The sequence below is a fragment of the Methylobacter arcticus genome (assembly GCF_050917435.1).
GTDB classification, from domain to species: Bacteria; Pseudomonadota; Gammaproteobacteria; order Methylococcales; family Methylomonadaceae; genus Methylobacter_A; species Methylobacter_A titanis.
In genome coordinates, this window is record NZ_CP159583.1 from 1,501,439 (window position 1) to 1,521,301 (window position 19,863).

Sequence of the window (19,863 nt, forward strand, 5' to 3'; positions counted from 1 at the left end):
CGAAGCGACACGCAAGGCACATTTCTAAGCTGCCTGTGCGGCAGTGAACTGCCGCTAATGCCGTAGATCTCGCGGTTGGACTTTCTAAGCTGCCTGTGCGGCAGTGAACGATCTCGCCCTCATATGGCAGCGTATGTGTTGTTTCTAAGCTGCCTGTGCGGCAGTGAACCGCCATCGTCGGCAACACGTTCAAATCTACCTTTTCTAAGCTGCCTGTGCGGCAGTGAACGAGGACGGGCAGAGCTGGTGGATAATACCCAATTTCTAAGCTGCCTGTGCGGCAGTGAACAATGTGGAAACCCGATCACGCAGCTATTTTGCTTTCTAAGCTGCCTGTGCGGCAGTGAACGCAAGTGCGGCGCAATTTATCACTAAAAAAACTTTCTAAGCTGCCTGTGCGGCAGTGAACGACTGCGGAAGGTGATGTGTTCGGCAGGATACTTTCTAAGCTGCCTGTGCGGCAGTGAACGGGCTGTCAATGGGTGCCGAGGAATGCGAAGATTTCTAAGCTGCCTGTGCGGCAGTGAACACGGTTTTATACTCGAAACCAGATCACATAGATTTCTAAGCTGCCTGTGCGGCAGTGAACGTTATTGGCCGTGCTGATTGTGAGGATATACATTTCTAAGCTGCCTGTGCGGCAGTGAACTATTAAAACTTGTGGCGGCTGCTCACTGTATCTTTCTAAGCTGCCTGTGCGGCAGTGAACGTACCAGCGGTTTAACTCACGCTGATGATTGATTTCTAAGCTGCCTGTGCGGCAGTGAACCTGGCAAAACTGAGCCTGATCCGTAATATTTTTTTCTAAGCTGCCTGTGCGGCAGTGAACGGTCAACTGACTATGCCACTGTTGCCAACGGATTTCTAAGCTGCCTGTGCGGCAGTGAACTCACCGAAAAAGCCTTCCCGATAGCCGGTACTTTTCTAAGCTGCCTGTGCGGCAGTGAACTGCCGAAAGTTTTGCATTGCGCGTTATAGACTTTTCTAAGCTGCCTGTGCGGCAGTGAACGGATTAAGAAGAATGACATGGAAGCGAGTTATTTTCTAAGCTGCCTGTGCGGCAGTGAACTCAGCCAACCCGCCGCCGCCGCGATAACCACCTTTCTAAGCTGCCTGTGCGGCAGTGAACTCGCCGGTTATGGACAATACCGCTGAGATATTTTTCTAAGCTGCCTGTGCGGCAGTGAACAAGTCCAGTCTATGCAGGTATAAGGCCATGCTTTTCTAAGCTGCCTGTGCGGCAGTGAACCCTGAGCTATAGTGACATACGCCGATACTACATTTCTAAGCTGCCTGTGCGGCAGTGAACTAGTCATGTTGTGGCTCTTAGTATTCTGTTAATTTCTAAGCTGCCTGTGCGGCAGTGAACTCATTGGGTAGAGAATTTGGACAAACATTGGATTTCTAAGCTGCCTGTGCGGCAGTGAACAGTCAGTATCACCACCTATTTAGTTGCCAAGCTTTCTAAGCTGCCTGTGCGGCAGTGAACGGGGCATTGATGCCGAATTTGTCAAATGTATTTTTCTAAGCTGCCTGTGCGGCAGTGAACGAAACCTACTATGACAAGTTTTTTACTGACGCTTTCTAAGCTGCCTGTGCGGCAGTGAACGCGTTTGTTGGTAATGATGGGTTTACGGCCAATTTCTAAGCTGCCTGTGCGGCAGTGAACTAAGTCAGTTTTGCCGACATATTTGTTTTCGTTTTCTAAGCTGCCTGTGCGGCAGTGAACGAAACCTGGAGCCTTTCTTTTAACTGTTCAATTTTCTAAGCTGCCTGTGCGGCAGTGAACGGAGATTGAGCGATTGAAAGTAGGCCACGACATTTCTAAGCTGCCTGTGCGGCAGTGAACACGAAGATAGTGCATTAATTTCGGCATTGAATTTTCTAAGCTGCCTGTGCGGCAGTGAACTAATGGATAGTCATTACGGATTGGATACGCCATTTCTAAGCTGCCTGTGCGGCAGTGAACTAACATTTTCCAGTGACCAGTTTTGATGATTCTTTCTAAGCTGCCTGTGCGGCAGTGAACTTTGGTGGTCGCCGTCGAATCGCGAGATTTTCTTTCTAAGCTGCCTGTGCGGCAGTGAACTTGGGGCAGATGCAACAGGATTGACTATAAATTTTCTAAGCTGCCTGTGCGGCAGTGAACTTTAACATTCGCTTCAAACAAGGCTTGACTCCTTTCTAAGCTGCCTGTGCGGCAGTGAACTTAGCCGGGGCTGTAATTGAAAAACGACAGTATTTCTAAGCTGCCTGTGCGGCAGTGAACAACAACGCAAACGGCTGCAGGTTGATATGTTTTTTCTAAGCTGCCTGTGCGGCAGTGAACTCATTGCCGGGGCCGGGAGTCAGGTCGTTGTTTTTCTAAGCTGCCTGTGCGGCAGTGAACGGAGCAGTTCGCGCAACAACTGCCCACCTAGCTTTCTAAGCTGCCTGTGCGGCAGTGAACGTAGCGAGCGGCATCGCCATGAGCGAGCAGATTTTCTAAGCTGCCTGTGCGGCAGTGAACTCTTACGGATCATGTTTGCATTCATTGCTTTGTTTCTAAGCTGCCTGTGCGGCAGTGAACATCCTCGTCGCGCTATATTTATACGGGGAATCTTTCTAAGCTGCCTGTGCGGCAGTGAACACCGACAATAAGGCGGCTAAAGTCGAAAGAAATTTCTAAGCTGCCTGTGCGGCAGTGAACTGCTTGAAATTATATTGGCACTCGTGGTGTTTTTTCTAAGCTGCCTGTGCGGCAGTGAACAATCAGGAGGTTTTATGGGTGTCTTTTTTAACTTTCTAAGCTGCCTGTGCGGCAGTGAACTAAACATGAGCAGGCATCGCAGGTGCGTGAGCTTTCTAAGCTGCCTGTGCGGCAGTGAACTGAAAAGGCTGCCTATTTAGACTCAATCAACTTTTCTAAGCTGCCTGTGCGGCAGTGAACCGCTTATGTGGGTGGGTAAATAAAATGTCTGTTTTCTAAGCTGCCTGTGCGGCAGTGAACCAGGAGCAGCGAGCGCCGCAGGAACATCAACATTTCTAAGCTGCCTGTGCGGCAGTGAACCCGCTATTCCCACTGACATTAACGCCTATATCTTTCTAAGCTGCCTGTGCGGCAGTGAACCGCCAGCAACGGTTTGTGAGCCGCCGACAATTTTTCTAAGCTGCCTGTGCGGCAGTGAACGCGCCACCAGCACCCGCAGTCGGTGTAATTGTTTTCTAAGCTGCCTGTGCGGCAGTGAACTGGCAACCCAATATAATCTCTGTCTGATGTGGTTTCTAAGCTGCCTGTGCGGCAGTGAACTACCGCTACTTTGGGTGGATAGTTCACCAACATTTCTAAGCTGCCTGTGCGGCAGTGAACAGGACGCGGATATTTTGGCCGATGTATTGATTTTTCTAAGCTGCCTGTGCGGCAGTGAACGAAACAGATTGTGCAGAGAGTTATCGCTCTCATTTCTAAGCTGCCTGTGCGGCAGTGAACAATGAATCACAATCAACGGCGGTTGTCATATCTTTCTAAGCTGCCTGTGCGGCAGTGAACGGCGCCATGATTGTTGATGCCTTTGCGGGTCATTTCTAAGCTGCCTGTGCGGCAGTGAACAGGCATCAGTATGTTCAGATAAGCCATGCTCAATTTCTAAGCTGCCTGTGCGGCAGTGAACTAGGGAAAATAAGAGGGGGTAGAGGGGGTACATTTCTAAGCTGCCTGTGCGGCAGTGAACAAACCTCACGCAAGGTGCGCGTATCCAAAAAATTTCTAAGCTGCCTGTGCGGCAGTGAACTACGCGCATTCCCGGCAGCAGCGCCTTTAGTTTTTCTAAGCTGCCTGTGCGGCAGTGAACCGTCTTTGTCAGACTGTGGCCCGGACATTTTCTTTCTAAGCTGCCTGTGCGGCAGTGAACTAGATGATCAAAAAATATTAGCTGTAATAATGTTTCTAAGCTGCCTGTGCGGCAGTGAACGCAGCAAGAGCTGCAGAACCGTCGACACACGCTTTCTAAGCTGCCTGTGCGGCAGTGAACATTGGCAACAAGGGCCCAGCTTACGCAATAACTTTCTAAGCTGCCTGTGCGGCAGTGAACGTGCGTAAACATGAATCGCTGTGCAACGTGCATTTCTAAGCTGCCTGTGCGGCAGTGAACTCGAATTCGCGCGTCACCGTTGAGTAATTTTTTTTCTAAGCTGCCTGTGCGGCAGTGAACCTTGGGCGTCGGCGAGCCGCACACCATTATCGTTTCTAAGCTGCCTGTGCGGCAGTGAACCATCAATAGATGCTCCGCCAAATTTCAATCTAGTTTCTAAGCTGCCTGTGCGGCAGTGAACATATACTTTTGTCCAAATCCAATTTCATTTCTTTTCTAAGCTGCCTGTGCGGCAGTGAACAAAAGGATGTGATGATCCCCAGTCAAAAGAACTTTCTAAGCTGCCTGTGCGGCAGTGAACTATTAAACCACGCTTTAAAATACCTGTTAGCTTTTCTAAGCTGCCTGTGCGGCAGTGAACGTTTGCATAGCTCGGCTAGTGATTGTAATGGGTTTCTAAGCTGCCTGTGCGGCAGTGAACAAAATAATTGCAGCTTACTTACGCGGCGACTTTTTCTAAGCTGCCTGTGCGGCAGTGAACTGTTTCCACATCCTATCACTGAACCTAACTGATTTCTAAGCTGCCTGTGCGGCAGTGAACGATAACGTGCAGTTGAACATGCGCTATCCAAGTTTCTAAGCTGCCTGTGCGGCAGTGAACATAGTTACGCTTCTTTTGCTCAACGTATGCATTTTCTAAGCTGCCTGTGCGGCAGTGAACTGGGCGCTGCTGCACGGAGTGCTACAGTCGGTTTTCTAAGCTGCCTGTGCGGCAGTGAACTTACGCCGGTGTACATGAAAAGCACTTTGATTTTTCTAAGCTGCCTGTGCGGCAGTGAACTTCAAATAGACCTAATGTATCCATTGCAAAAATTTCTAAGCTGCCTGTGCGGCAGTGAACTTCAGGTAATCCGCTTCTTTGCCCATCATTAATTTCTAAGCTGCCTGTGCGGCAGTGAACTCCGCAGATGCCGGCATAAAAAAAGCGTGATGTTTCTAAGCTGCCTGTGCGGCAGTGAACAGTCCTTTTTCCAGTTGATAGGTAAATACGCCTTTCTAAGCTGCCTGTGCGGCAGTGAACTGGGCCGAAGACAATATGCCGTCCAATTTCGTTTTCTAAGCTGCCTGTGCGGCAGTGAACTTTTATTAAAAAAGTCTTTGTTCCCTGATAATTTTCTAAGCTGCCTGTGCGGCAGTGAACTCAACATTCCCTTGCTTAGCATATAATCATCTTTTCTAAGCTGCCTGTGCGGCAGTGAACTTAAAATAAAACTAACCAAATCCGGTATTACATTTCTAAGCTGCCTGTGCGGCAGTGAACAGCCGCTGCTATCTGTCCAGTCATCGATGCTATTTCTAAGCTGCCTGTGCGGCAGTGAACATAAAAATCAGCTTGACGTTATTGGATGGGATTTTCTAAGCTGCCTGTGCGGCAGTGAACCTCAAGTTTAAAGCTTAAAAATTTAGTTACAACAAATACTTAGCTTAATTTTTCATGTTTTACCAAAAAAACTCAGCCGTTCTGTAACTATATGATTTAGTTATATTTTTAAAGAGCTAAAAAATAAAGGTTAAAACCAAGGAATCGTGGACGTCTTGCTTAAACCAAAAAAGTCAAATTTACCTGTTGTTGCTTCTGCTGTTTTATCTCCAAAAACTAAATATCGACGATGTTTATGCCCATTCGATACGCTTTCTAATTCAAGATAAGGATTATCAAGACCTCGGTTAAACATTTTGGCTTTATATTGCTTTATTTCTTCTGGGGATATTGTTCCTCGGTTCACTAATCGCCTCAGTTTAGCTTCGGTCATATTCGCTTGTATACGTGAGATTGTTCTATAAGTCACACCCTCTGGGATTTCTTTTATTGGTGTTAGTTCACAATACCCAACTAAGCCGCCTAACCATTCTGTATCTTGCAATTCTGATAGTTTGATTTCAGTGCCATGGACACGTAGAACATCACCGAGTAGAACTTTATATTTTGGAAAACTAACACCAATATCAGTCGATTTCAATGAAGATAACGCCTTATGAAGCTTACTATAGACCTTATTAAGCAATACATTTTCGCGCATTTCAGCATCAGGTTTAATTTTTATATCAATATAATGATCCATTAGTCCGCCTTGCTGGGTTTCGTTTCAATATCAGACACATAAGCCAAGCCTTTTTTGCCTAGATAAAAACTGGATACGCCAGCATATTCAATCATGGATTTAATTTCTTTGGCTTTGTCTCGATCTATATCAATTTCAATTTCTAACTGACCACTGGCTTTAGTCATAAAATAAGCAATTTCACCCACACCTTTTACCCGCTCTTTACGAATATAAGGATTTCCCCAAATCTTCTTTTTATCCCCTGTAGTAAAACGGTTCATAAAGTCTTTTTTAGTAAACCCGCGCTTTGATATACCGCTGATTGAGCCGCTTTTGGTTTTAGCGGTGTCAATGTTGTCAAACCTATCTTTGAGACGCTCCAACTGCAAATACAGAGAAGAGCAATAAAACATGATAGGGAAAATATCGCCTTTATTACTCAGATAATTGGCATCAGGGAAGTGTTGATTCAAAACTTGCAAAGCCTGATTAGCCATGCCTTCATTGATAATAGGCTTTTCTTTATCTAAAACTTCCAGTTTTGAAATAATACTAATTGGATCAAGTGGAATGATTTTATCGACTTTATTGTTTTCAACAATAAACTGACAAAGCTCATTAAAATCCAAGGCTAGGACGCCCCAAAATTCAGGTGAATAATCGGATAAAAAAACGGGGTCTTGGACCTTGATAATGCCGGTAAATGAATTTTGATCGGTACTGCCCGTCATGTTTCTGATATAAGTCACTTCATTATCATTAATTCTTGTTGGCTTATCTTTAAATGTAATTAGCGGTTCAAGCTTTTTAAAATAATAACTACCATGTTTTTCTTCATTTCTGGCTTGATATAGCTTTCTTTGGTCGCCAATCAAACGATTTAAAATACCCATTACAGTATCAAGAGATACTTCTCGTTTGATAAAGTTTTCGGTTTTTTGCAAACTGGTCATTGAGCCAATAAATTTACGCCCTTGTTTCGGCAAAGTTTCATTATTACTGCCATCAAGAAATGAATTACGCCAACTGGATTCGTATTCAATAGTGATTTTCATAACAACCTCTATTTTGCGTAAAAATAGGTCGCGTACTCTGATTCTGGCTGCACAGCAATAGAGCCTTCGCTGTGCTTAATCCGCATCATTTTTGGGCTATCATTGTAATCCACTACTATTTCATCTACATACATATAGGATTTGGCTTGGCGTATGGATAATTCAGCAATCATGCTGAGTGCGTATTCAATTAAGGTTTGAATCGCATCATTGTTTAATAAAATCCCCGTTTCACCTTCTTCAAAAATAGTGCCTTTACGCACATAGTTAGTGTGGAAAGTGGCTTTAGGGTTTAACTTCGGATTAAGTGACTGGATAAAAGTTTGTACAGCCGTTGCAACTTCTTCACCTTGCCCTTCTTTAATCACCATTGATGCACGGTCAAATTTTTTATCTAAGGAAATAAATTGTAATTGCTCTACACTAATTGAACCGTAGGAGATGTATTCCGTATCGCCAAAGGTGGTTTTGGAAAAAAATGAGGAGCTATCACGCTCACCTGCCTGACCAAATTGTTCAAAATTACCATTGCCTAATTGGTCAACAAAATCTTCCATTAATAAGGGACTGGTTCGTTTACATTGACTAGAGGGCACAACGTAACCACGTATTAAACCAGTGAATGATGCTAAAACCTGTTGCAGGTTTTTATCGCCCGCATAATGTAAGTCAAACGCTTGGTCTCTAAATAAGTGATGACGAATACAGTTTTGGCTTATATAGAGCGGTGTTTTTTTAAAATCAATATCTGTGGCTTCCTTCTTATATTTATAGCCTGTGCCTTCTTTTTCTTTACCTGTTAAGTTTGTATAACCGCGTAATTTTGGCAAAGTGTGATTATCAACCGTTTTGCCACCATCACCTGTTAAGGTGGTTGGCCCATTCCAATTCACTACGCCATGTCCTAATGCTTTAATTTTGAAGTCTACGCTTTTAATTCCAGTTACTTTTTCCATTATTAGGGTTCCTGTTGATACATTATTTAAAAAATCAGACATCTGAATTATGTTAGAAGTTAGATTATAGCGCTAAAAAATAAAAAAACCACTATGTTCTACATTTAATCATTCACTGTTATTTGCTATTGCGTAAAATATTGCATGACTACTGAAAAAGTAGCTTAGAAAACTATGTTCTAATTTTTTACTGCCGAACAGGCAGTGCATTCTGGTTCCCACGGTTTCCTTGGGAACCAGAATGCAAGAGCATCACTGCCATTAAGCTAAGACATGATATGGTTGTGGGGGCGACTAAAGTCGCCCCCACATTAGCCATTATTTTGTCTAATCCGCTTAATGGCCGTGACGCAGGAGCATCGGAACGACAGTTATTCTTTCGGTTTTAATCTATTTAAAGCAATAGCCCCTATGGCTTGACCATTAATGCCTTTAGCGTAATAAATGGCATACTCGTTTGCTGTATCATTGCACAGAGCTAAATCTTCATCTGTGTAACTCACATAAATAGGCGTTTCAGAATCACGCGCTTCATTCCTAATAATATTGGTCGAGTGTTTTTGCTTGATAGTTTCCCCACTTTTAACCGTCTGTATTTTATGGTCTTTTTGATACATAAAAGCCAATAAGTCATGATCACTTTTTTTATGTTCGCCAAAACTACCTTCTATATCGCGAAGCGGTAAGGTTAAAGCATCATCTGGGTCTGCTGTGTTACAAATATAGTCATTTTCAAATTCCACCTTATCAAAACTATGGATAGTACACACCGCCATTTGTACAAAGCGGGTATCTCCTCGTAAGGATTGTTTTTTAATTTTTACCTTGCCATCTTTGGGTGATTTTTTAGGTGGCATGGAGACAGGATCAAGTAATCGGTAATTGATAACCTTTACGCTCTGATTTAAGGCTTTTTTCAAATCCTCTTCAATGGCTAGTTGATGCGTGTCGTTAGCGTAAAATTGTTCATATAACTGATATATCTGAGCCAGAGTAACGGGCTGATTTTCTGTTAATTCTGCGTTTAAAAATTCTCGCCATGCTTTGGCACTTTGTAAGCTATGCAGACTATCTAAAAACTTCGCACAGGCACTGATCTGTTTGCCACCAACGGCTAAGGATTCAGGAATAGCGGTAATATATTTATTAACGTTTATATTTTTGCCAAACCGATCCAGTCGCCCGAGTCGTTGTAACCAGTTTTCTGCATGGGTAAATTCTGTGATCATTTTGTCGCAAGTGATATTAAGCGAGGCTTGTACAATCGGGCCGCTACGCAAAATATCGTATTGTTGAGTACCTTCTTTATTAAAGCTATCAACAACCGCATTAAACGTTTTTTGTTTGTCTGATTTCTTATATTTTCCATGAAATAACAGTGCATTTTCAGTGCTTTGGTTTTTAATAAAACTTAGTTGCGCGGTAGTAGCTGTATTACTGATAACAAAGGTATTTTTAGTTTGGCTTTGGCTTTGGTATAACGGATTGTTTTCATCTTTATTTTTCTCTTCGAATGTAGGGAATGAAAGTAAATATTGGCTTTGATTGAAGCTTTCAATACCCACAACATAACTCCTTTTTAAACCTAATAAATTTTCAATAAAATAGTAATTCGGTGTCGCGGAGACTAATAAGGCTTTGGCGTTATTGCCTTGTAATTTTTTGCATTCCACTAATTCGGCAAACAGCAAATTAAACGCGGGCATATTGATGTATTCGTGATATTCATCAAATACCACATGCGCATTCATATAATCCACTAAAGTATCTATTTGGCGATGGGTGATTATGGCATTGCTGATTTGATCTATGGTGGTGATGACTATATCACCTGAAAAACTCTGCCCTTCGGGTGTTTCTTCCGGATCATTGCCAAATTGGCGCATTTGTTTGAATTCACCGGTATTAATTTCTATCTTGGCATTGGGTAAATAATCAGGTGCAGCTAAATCATTAAACAAACCTTGGCAGACTTGTACGCGAGGGCAAATCCAAATGATTTTTTTAACGTTTGTTTTTACGGCCCATTCCAAGGCTATTTTAGTTTTACCGCATCCTGCCGGGCCACTGAGCACGCCAACTGAGATGTCTTCATCGGTTAATTCTGTGGCGGCTGTGGCTTGGCGTTGATTTCGTTCGTTATTGGTTGAATCTTTTGCAAACCCTGAAAGGCAGTCTTGAATAGCTCGGCTTAAACCACGCTCTTGTAGCAATTTTTCATCTAATATCGTGTCTAGCGTTTCTTCTTCAATATAGGCGTTTAATGCTTCGCTGCTTAATGCTGAAATAAGCCTGTCGGCTGTGACAAGCGCAGTTCTAGCTAGGTTGTTTTTGGCATTGCATAAGATGCTGTCTCGATAATTTTTTAAGTTATCCGATTCAAAGTAATCTTTGTATTTAGGCAGTTCTGTTTTTTTAAAGCTGTAGGCTTGCTCATCTGTCATGGCATGAATAGAGGCCGATAGTGTGGGAAGTTCTTCAGCAGAGAAATTGTTAGACAGTGTATTGATTGCGGAAATTAATGGGTTAAAGGCGTGCGTTAAATCCCTTAATTGCTCTGCTGTTAAGTTCGTTTCTAATTTGTCATGGATACTATAAAGATTATCCAAATCCTTTTTGCGAATCGGCTTGGCATGATGCCAGTAAATAGTATGCAAAATGCGATCAATATTTTCTGGGTTGATATTGCCTTTGTCTTTCACCAATTGATACAGCAATAAGGAGATTTCATTATGCCTTGGGTGTTTTTCAAACCAGCCATTGCCAGATGTTTTATCAATATGTTGACCTTCATCAGGTAATTCATCTATCAGCTTCTTCTTGGTTTTTTCCAGAATCCAGTTTTGAAAAAGTGGGTCTATTTTACCGACATCATGCAAGCAACCTGCATGAAAAACCGCAACGGCAAGCTTGTCATCATCAACCAGCCGTTTGATCAATTGATAAGCCGTATAGCCAACGGAAAATAAATGCTGATCTAACGCTTGTTTCTTGGTATTTGCATAATAATTTTCAATCTTCACGTTTATTTCATCCATTTTTAGTGCATCTATTTGATTGGTGTAATTCACTGGCACAATGCCTTGGGTGTTAAATTCATTTTTACTGCCAACCACCCATAAAAACTCACTACGGCTACGGCTTCTGATCCAATGACAAGAAACCGCTGTGTTCTTAGTCGCTGTATGGCGTAGTAGTTTTTTAACTGCTTGCAAGCCCTCTTCGGTAATCACAGTTTGCCAGGTTCTACTACCGATGCGGTTGGCAAAAGCGTCGAGTACGCGGCGAGTTCTGTTCAGGGCTTTGTGTTCGCATTGTGCGACGAAGGTGACCATCATAAATCTTTACCTTCTAAACTGGCTTGTTTTACCACTTCAAACATAAAGTCTAGTGCTTTATGTTCAGTGAAGTTTTGTAGGCATTGTTGGCGAAATTCTTGTTCGGTGGCTTGTTCTTTGGCACAGATAAAAGCCCAGGGCAGTATTAAGGTATCTTTGATTAAATCGGCGACATCAAACACTAAAGCACCTCGTCTGGTTTTGCCGTGCATCACGGCAAAACCATGCGGTATGCCTAGCACCCAAAGCGTGGTGGCAGCCAGTCCATAGGCTAAATAGTTACCGTGATTTAAAAAGGCATTAGCATCATCTATGCTGTCATGCTGACGGATAAAGTCTTTTTGTTTGGTGCGATTGGCAGCTATTTTGTAGAGAGATTTGGTAAGCTGTGCTTCGACTAATAGTAAATTAGTGACGTCAGAACAGTCTGCTATTTTTGAGGAAAACAAGTTTAGTGCTTGTTTTATATCGGGGTCTTCTGTGGTGAATCCTTCGTTTTGTAAGTCGCGATCTTTGCCCCATATTTTCTGCATATAGCCCAGCCGTTGTTGTTGAAATTGCTTGGCAACCTTGAGGCGTTTTTCTTGTTCAAACCAAAAAGACATCCAGCCTTGCACATATTCTGTTGGCCGGTATTCACTTTGTGGTGAGAGCCATTCTATTTCGTTGGCGGCTATCAATGGGGTTCCGCCGCCGCCACTAAAACCAATTAACACGCCAGCTGACGCAAGCATTCTCACAGCGGTTTGAGTAATGGATGTGCCTGTTCCTAATAAAATACAGGTGGTATTGGCAATGGGAATATTCCAGTATTGTTTTTCGTTTTGCTCTTCGGTGAGATAGAGTACGCGACCATCTTTTTGCATGACCCGGCATTTTTCCAGGTAAAAAATATTGGCTCGTTTAGAATGCAATATAGCTTTTAAATCTGACAATTGTTCCATTAACCACTTTCCTTATTGTGATTAAAAATTGATAGACACTGCTTTTTAATCTGAGTTTGAAAATCAGAAAGCCGTGGATTCAATTTTTAAGTGTGAAGTTTTCAATTTAATCTGCTCTGCCCGATTCTCGAATCAGTAACCGAATGCCCGGCGTAACATACATCTGGTAAAACAGGTGCAGGTTCTTGTCTGGATCATGCCGTTTCAGGTAAATGTGATTCATGGCTCCCACCAATTTATCCTCTTCTGCCTTACATGGCTGTAAAAAGTCTATCATGTTTGTGCCAAGGAGATGGGTTCTTATAGGCAGTGTGAATAATTACCATTATAGCCAGCTAATTGATTTAAAAAGATTTAAAAATAAATGGTGGTATTGCGAAGGTTTTGGTTTAGAAGTTCTTAATAATGGGTAATTTTCTAATTCTGACAAAGCTGTAATTTTCTTGTCATACGGCTGCTTGGAGTGGACCGTTAGTCTTCTCTACAAACTACAGTTTGGACGCTCTTTACGTATTTTCGTGTTTTTCGTGTCTTTTCTTTCGCGGGTCAATTGATTTTTCTAGGATAATAGATTTCTAAAATTGTTTATGGTGCTATGATTCGACTACAGGTTTTGTTTTAACTATTTATCACTTTCAAGAAAAACCAATGAATTTAACTCTGCAAAAAACAAATGGTTGTACTGTCCTTTTTATTAAGGAAGAAAGGATAGATGCGCATAATTCAGGTGAATTAAAGGAAACTATTTTGCGTCTGATAGAGCAGGGTGAAATTAATATTATTGTCCAGCTGGAACAAGTCCGTTTTATTGATAGCTCCGGTTTGGGCGCGTTACTGTCGGGCCATAAAAATGCAGCGGCCAAGTCGGGCAAGTTGGTTATCACTAACTTGCAGCAACAGGTATTATCGATGTTTGAGTTGACCCGCTTAAACAGGATATTTGAAATCTATGCCGATTTAAATGAAGCTTTTGATAGTGAAACATAGAGGTTATGTATGTGTAATTCGGTTATTCAGGTAGAGGTAATCATTCCGACGCAGACCAAATATCTGGATTTGATCGGAAGTATCGGTGAGCATATCGCGAAAGAATTGGATGATTACTCCGGTGACCGGGAAGCGTTGGCATATCATTTAAATCTGGTGTTAACGGAAGCGACAGTTAACGCGATCAAACATGCAAACTTTGGCAACCCGAAAGACACCGTCAGAGTATCTATTCATATCCATGAAAATGAGCTGAATATCAAGGTGTACGATCACGGTCAGGGCTTTGATCTGGAATCGGTGCCGTTACCGGATTTTGAGCATCCTCAAGAAGGCGGTATGGGTATATTTTTTATCCGTACTTTGATGGATTCGGTTACCTATACCCGGCAGGGCGATTGTAATGTGTTGGAAATTATAAAATATCTGAGTTGACTTTACTGCGCGAATAAATTCGCGCCCACGATAGATTAAATCCATTAACGACGGATGGGGTAGAACACTAAAGGTACGCGCTTTAGGCGATGCATGGAGCGGTTCGAGTGTTTTTTACTGCTGAATAGTGACAGGTGGATAAGCCATTGAGAAGACAAACCCAAAATTGGCCGATTGCCTTACAGCGTATCGCTGAAAGAGCTTTGGGCGCAGCAAGCGGCCGACAACTGTGGCAAAAATACCATGCCGCGTTTTCAGCCGAATATCAGGCGTTGGTTTCGCCGCGTTATGCACTAAAAGATATGCTGAACCTTGAGCGGATCTTAGCGTCACACGAGCAACGCATTAGCCTGCTTAATCCCTGCAAGAGAGTCGATCATTATCGGCTGCATTTTTATGGTCGACAACCCCGTTATCTGGACGAATATATTCCGGTTCTGGAAAACATGCATTTAAGGGTGGTGGATCAGGTGCAGTTTTCGGTTACGGTCGATGGCATTACCTTGTTTATCAAAAGCTTCATCATCAAGGCGGCAAAAAGCCAGTACGCTTCATTCACCCAGTTAAGAAGTCGGATGCTGGAAACCATTCAAGTGATGATGGATGGGAAGGTCGAAAACGATGCGCTGAACAAGCTGTGTGTTCTGACCGGCATGACCTGGCAGGAAATCGATGTACTCAGGGCTTACCGAAATTATTATTTACAACTGGGACACCAAACGACCCGCGCCAGCGTACATCATGCTTTGCTTAATAATCCGCCGGTTGCGCTAGGCTTGTTTAATTACTTTGAACTGCGCTTTAGGCTGAATCCTGATTGGGATGATCCGGCGATCAGGGAAGAGCAGGTTGTATTTCCGCTACGATTGCACTTGCTGGAAAGCATCGACTCGGTTTCCGATATTAATGATGACCGCATTTTGCGTACCCTGTTTAACCTGATTGATGCGACCATGCGCTGTAATTTTCATCTGCGTCGCGGTTTGGCGGACTATTTCATCGCCTTTAAAATTAACAGTCTGGGCATTATCGATATGCCCTCACCCAAGCCGCAAAATGAGATTTATGTTCATGCGGTCGATATGGAAGGCATACATTTACGTAGCGGTAAGATTTCCCGTGGCGGTATCCGTTGGTCGGATCGTCCCGATGATTTCAGAACCGAAATTCTGGGGTTGATGCAAACCCAGGTTAGTAAAAATGCGCTGATTATCCCGACCGGTGCCAAGGGCGGATTTGTTGTTAAAAAGAATGGTTCAAAGTCATCCAGTTTGGCAACGAGGGAGGCAGGCAAAAAAGCCTATCTTACCTTGATACGCGGTTTGCTGGATTTAACCGACAATTATATCGACGACAAGGTTGCCAAGCCGCACAACATTGTCAGTTACGACGATCCCGATCCCTATCTGGTGGTGGCGGCCGATAAAGGCACCGCGCAGTTTTCCGATATTGCCAATGCCATTTCGGCAGAATATCAGTTCTGGCTGGGCGATGCCTTTGCCAGCGGCGGCTCTTATGGTTATGACCATAAAGCGCTGGGTATTACGGCGCGCGGTGCTTGGGAATGTGTAAAACGCCATTTTCGGGAAATGAGCAACGCTTCCGCTGACAGATCTTACCTGCGTCCTGTAGGCAAAGCTTCCGCTCCTACTCACGCCCCTTACCTACGTCCTGTAGGCAAAGACATACAAAACGAAGCCTTTACGGTCGTCGGTATCGGCAGCATGGATGGCGATGTGTTCGGTAACGGCATGTTGTTGTCGCCGTTTATCCGGCTAAAGGCGGCTTTTAGCGGACAGCATATTTTTATCGATCCTAATCCGTCCGATAGCGAGGCTGCTTTTAATGAACGTAAGCGATTATTTGAGTTGCCGGGTTCCAGTTGGAATGATTATGAGCGTACGCTGATTTCAGCAGGCGGCGGTGTTTATCTAAGATCGGCCAAAGATATTCCGCTATCGCCTGAGTTGAAAAAATGGTTAGGCCTACGTTACAAATCGCTGGATGGCGAATCCCTGATTCGTTACTTGCTGATGGCTCCGGTGGAATTATTATGGTTGGGCGGTATCGGCACTTACGTAAAAGCCAGCAGCGAAAGACACGAAGAAGTAGGCGACCGGGCAAATGATAATGTGCGAGTGAATGCAGTCGATCTGGGCGCCAGTGTGGTCGGCGAAGGCGCTAATTTGGGCTTCACCCAAAAAGCGCGTATCGAATACAGTTTGAGGGGAGGGCGCATTAACACCGATGCGGTCGATAATTCGGCGGGCGTCGATACGTCCGATCATGAAGTGAATTTAAAAATCTTTCTGGTCGGTCTGCAAAAGAAAAACCGGATTGCTGATTATCAGCCGTTATTTATCAGTATGACCCAGGATGTTTGCCGGTTGGTGTTGGCCGATAATATAGACCAAAGTCTTTGTTTATCTTTGGAACAATTACGTTGCACAGAAGATTCGGCTGTTTATTTGCAGCTGGCCGAACGTTTGGAAGCAGCCGATTTTTTCGATAGGGCGGTTGTATGCTTTCCGCAAACTAAAGAAGTTATGTCCCGACCCGGACAAATGATAACCCGGCCCGAATTTGCCGTATTGATGGCGGCCAGCAAAATGTACCTGACCCAGTTAATACAGCAGCAATCCGCTTTATTGCAGGAAGAATGCTGTAACTGTTATTTACAGGCTTATTTTCCTGAGTTGGTTAGCAAACAGTATCCAAACTATCTGTCTGCTCACCCCTTGGCCCATGAAATTAAAGCAACCTTGATTAGCAATAAAATCATCAATCAGGCCGGTTGCGGATTTTTAAGTCTGGATGTCGATAGCGCAAATATCCTGGATCATGTCACCTGTTATCTGACCTTCGATCGGGTTTTAGACGGCGACGCATTGCGGCAGACGATTAGTGCGCTTGACAATAACATAGCCGCCGACGAGCAATACCGGCTATTGCTGCAGCTGGAAAATACGCTGGTCGGTTTTTGTCGTTGGGCCTTGATGCAGGGGAGAAAAATTCGACCGAATGAACAGATCATCGATTGCTATAGCCGTCATTTAAAAGACTATGAACAGTATTTTAACAGTGAGTACACCGGGTTTGCCGAACAACTGGCGCAATATCGGCAAGACGGCATTCCCGAGCTGCTGGCGTTACGCCTGGTGTTTATATCCAGTCTCAATGATTTTCCGCTGATTGTTTCATTATCCGCCGAAACCTCGCAGGATTTTGTCGCCACCCTGAAACTGTTCAATGAAATCACCGGTTATCTGGGCTTGGTAGCGATCAATGAACAGTTGGCAAAGATGCCGATGCACGATTACTGGGAGCGAAAAGTACGGAACGAATTGCAAGAAGAGATGAAGCGAGCCACAGGTCGTGTGCTTAAGGCCATCCTGGCAAACAACGTTGAAACTTGTACCGATTACTTCGAACAGCAAGACCAACAACAAAAAATCAACCGGTACCGGCGGATTTATCAGGAAATTAACAACCGATTGCAGGTTAACTTGTTTCCCTATATCGCCCTGACTAAGGAGCTGGAGCATTTAGTTTATGGTGATGTATAAGGCTATTCTTGAAAGTATCAATTGTAAAAACGAAGCTGGCTCCGAATGGGATTGAGCAGGAGTGCAAGCTTTGCTTGCATAACAAGCGAAGCCTGTGCTCCAGGCAACAGATAGACCCTCCTGTTTTAGCTAGATTGTCACCTTAATCATCACACAGACAGGCTCATGAGAATTTTACTGGTTTTATGGTTATGTTTACCCGGCTGGGTTAACGCGGAAATTTATCAATGGCAGAATGCGGACGGCAGCAAGCATTTTTCCGATCGCCAGGGAGGGTGGAAGTGTCGCAATCGGTCGGGAACCGATGCGACCGAGTGTCCGGTTGCCGAGGCAAAAAAACTCGATATAAAACCGGGCCATGATTTTTACCGGGTCAAAACGGTTTACGATGGCGATACCGTAGTGTTGGAGGATGGGCGCAAAATCCGCTTTTTGGGCATCAATACGCCCGAGGTTCAGCATCGGAATAAACCGGCCGATGCGGGCGGCGACGAGGCCAAGCAGTGGTTGATCGATACACTGAAAAACACCAAAGTCCGCCTCGAAATCAACGCGGAAAAAACCGATAAATACGGCAGAACCTTGGCGCATTTGTTCACCGAAACAAAGCAGCATATAAATTTGCAACTGGTCGAGGCGGGTTTGGCTGCGGTCAGTATTTATCCGCCTAATCTGCTTTATGTCAATGAGTTGGTTAAAGCTCAGGATCAGGCCGAGCTTGCCAAGCTGGGTATCTGGGGGCGGCCTGAATATGCCCCGCTACCGGTCAGCCGTCTTACCGAAGCCGGACATCCGGGCTGGACGCGTTTGCTAGGGAAGGTGGTTAATGTGCGTACGACTCGAAAGTCGGTTTATCTGGAGTTTTCCGACGCATTTGAAGCGCGTATCGAGCGCAAATGGCTGGATTTATTTCCCGATGTGAATAGCTATTTGGGAAAAACCGTCGAAGTGCGCGGCTGGCTGAGCAAAAGCAAGGGGCATTTGTCGATGCTGATTCGTCATCCGAGCGCGATTAAGACGAATACCGTATTTTAAATTTTTATTCAAGCGACCACTCCTATAAACTAACGCGCTTTACCATTAACTGAGATTTAAATGACTGCCCCACAAATTGGTTTTATTAGTTTGGGTTGCCCCAAAGCCCTGGTCGATAGCGAAAGAATATTAACCAAGCTGCGTTCAGAGGGTTACACCATTTCGCCGACTTATCAGGACGCCGATTTAGTCGTGGTGAATACCTGCGGCTTTATTGATGCGGCGGTTGAAGAATCGCTGGACAGCATCGGCGAAGCGCTGGCCCAAAACGGCAAGGTCATCGTGACCGGCTGTTTGGGCTCCAGGGAAGATGAAATCAGGGCGCGTCATCCGCAAGTGTTAAAAGTGACCGGCGCTCACGCCCTGGAAGAAGTTGTGGCTGCTGTGCATGAGCATTTGCCGCCTCCACATGATCCGTTTATCAGCCTAGTACCGCCGCAAGGCATCAAACTGACGCCCCGGCATTATGCCTATTTGAAGATTTCCGAAGGCTGCAATCATCGTTGTACCTTCTGTATTATCCCATCAATGCGCGGCGATCTGGTCAGCAGGCCGATTGATGATGTGATGCTGGAAGCCCAACGTCTGGCTAATGCCGGGGTAAAGGAATTGCTGGTGGTGTCGCAAGATACCAGCGCCTATGGCTTGGATTTAAAATATCAAAGCAAGTACTGGAAAGGTCGTTCGGTTAAAACCCGTTTTTACGATTTAGCCGAGGCGCTGGGCGACTTGGGCATCTGGGTCAGGATGCATTATGTGTACCCGTATCCGCATGTGGATGAAGTGATCCCGTTAATGGCCGAGGGCAAAATCTTGCCTTATCTGGACATACCGTTTCAACACGCCAACAGCCGTATTCTTAAATTAATGAAGCGTCCGGCAGCCAGCGAGAATAATCTGGAGCGCATTAAAGCCTGGCGCGAAATCTGTCCCGATATAACTTTGCGCAGCACCTTTATCGTTGGCTTTCCCGGCGAAACCGAGCAGGAATTCGAACAGTTGCTGGATTTTATGAGCGAAGCGCAACTGGACAGAGTCGGCTGCTTTGCTTATTCGCCGGTCAAAGGCGCGGTGGCCAATGACTTGCCCGACCCGGTTCCCGAAGACGTCAAGCAGGAACGCCTGGCGCGATTTATGGCGCATCAGGCAGAAATCAGCGCGGCGCGTTTGCAGCAACGCATAGGCCGAATCGAAACCGTACTGATCGATGAAGTGGTCGAAGAGGGCGCGGTGGCACGAAGCAAAGCCGATGCGCCGGAAATCGACGGGCAGGTGTTTATCGATGGCGCGACGCATCTGAAAGTCGGCGATTTTGTCGATGTCGAGCTGGAAGAAGCCGATGACTATGATTTGTGGGGGCGCTTGGTTTAGG

Annotated in this window: 11 protein-coding genes and 1 CRISPR repeat array (1 of these 12 running past the window's edge); of the genes, 5 read left to right on the plus strand and 6 right to left on the minus strand. The window is 44.6% G+C overall.

The window, feature by feature from the left end; translation table 11 throughout:
• Positions 1-5,511: a CRISPR direct-repeat array (repeat unit 28 nt; unit sequence TTTCTAAGCTGCCTGTGCGGCAGTGAAC) (it extends 519 nt beyond the left edge of the window).
• A 130-nt stretch (positions 5,512-5,641) separates the two neighbouring features.
• The 6 genes from cas6f to ABXJ76_RS07290 form a co-directional block, all read right to left on the minus strand.
• The gene (gene cas6f / locus ABXJ76_RS07265; RefSeq protein ID WP_432745583.1) at positions 5,642-6,193 is read right to left on the minus strand and encodes a type I-F CRISPR-associated endoribonuclease Cas6/Csy4; all 552 of its coding nucleotides are present in this window, start codon (positions 6,191-6,193) and stop codon (positions 5,642-5,644) included.
• Positions 6,193-7,230, minus strand: coding sequence for a type I-Fv CRISPR-associated protein Cas5fv (gene cas5fv / locus ABXJ76_RS07270; RefSeq protein ID WP_432745585.1), 1,038 nt, complete (start codon positions 7,228-7,230; stop codon positions 6,193-6,195). Before cas5fv ends, cas6f begins: the two co-directional genes overlap by 1 nt.
• An 8-nt stretch (positions 7,231-7,238) precedes the next feature.
• A complete protein-coding gene (cas7fv, locus tag ABXJ76_RS07275) occupies positions 7,239-8,186 on the minus strand; it encodes a type I-Fv CRISPR-associated protein Cas7fv (RefSeq protein WP_432745587.1) in 948 nt (315 codons plus the stop codon).
• Positions 8,187-8,557: 371 nt separating this feature from the next.
• Entirely contained in the window at positions 8,558-11,524 is a 2,967-nt protein-coding gene (locus ABXJ76_RS07280; protein WP_432745588.1) for a CRISPR-associated endonuclease Cas3'', read from the minus strand.
• Positions 11,521-12,468 carry a type I-F CRISPR-associated endonuclease Cas1f gene (gene cas1f, locus ABXJ76_RS07285; RefSeq protein ID WP_432745590.1) on the minus strand — a complete coding sequence of 316 codons (948 nt, stop codon included), beginning with the start codon at positions 12,466-12,468 and terminating at the stop codon, positions 11,521-11,523. Before cas1f ends, ABXJ76_RS07280 begins: the two co-directional genes overlap by 4 nt.
• Positions 12,469-12,574: 106 nt before the next feature.
• A complete protein-coding gene (locus ABXJ76_RS07290) occupies positions 12,575-12,745 on the minus strand; it encodes a hypothetical protein (RefSeq protein ID WP_432745592.1) in 171 nt (56 codons plus the stop codon).
• 371 nt (positions 12,746-13,116) lie between these two features.
• On the opposite strand from ABXJ76_RS07290, the gene ABXJ76_RS07295 reads away from it, so the two are divergent.
• The 5 genes from ABXJ76_RS07295 to rimO all read left to right on the plus strand — a co-directional run bounded on the left by ABXJ76_RS07295 (position 13,117) and on the right by rimO (position 19,862).
• Complete coding sequence (locus ABXJ76_RS07295; RefSeq protein ID WP_432745594.1) at positions 13,117-13,455, plus strand: STAS domain-containing protein; 339 nt, start codon at positions 13,117-13,119, stop codon at positions 13,453-13,455.
• 9 nt (positions 13,456-13,464) lie between these two features.
• A complete protein-coding gene (locus ABXJ76_RS07300; RefSeq protein ID WP_432745596.1) occupies positions 13,465-13,890 on the plus strand; it encodes an ATP-binding protein in 426 nt (141 codons plus the stop codon).
• A 146-nt stretch (positions 13,891-14,036) separates the two neighbouring features.
• Positions 14,037-17,456 carry an NAD-glutamate dehydrogenase domain-containing protein gene (locus ABXJ76_RS07305; protein ID WP_432745598.1) on the plus strand — a complete coding sequence of 1,140 codons (3,420 nt, stop codon included), beginning with the start codon at positions 14,037-14,039 and terminating at the stop codon, positions 17,454-17,456.
• A 165-nt stretch (positions 17,457-17,621) separates the two neighbouring features.
• Positions 17,622-18,491 (plus strand): thermonuclease family protein, encoded by an 870-nt coding sequence (locus tag ABXJ76_RS07310; protein WP_432745600.1) that lies wholly within the window; start codon positions 17,622-17,624, stop codon positions 18,489-18,491.
• A 60-nt stretch (positions 18,492-18,551) separates the two neighbouring features.
• Positions 18,552-19,862 carry a 30S ribosomal protein S12 methylthiotransferase RimO gene (gene rimO / locus ABXJ76_RS07315; RefSeq protein WP_432745602.1) on the plus strand — a complete coding sequence of 437 codons (1,311 nt, stop codon included), beginning with the start codon at positions 18,552-18,554 and terminating at the stop codon, positions 19,860-19,862.
• The last annotated feature ends 1 nt before the right edge of the window (position 19,863 follow it).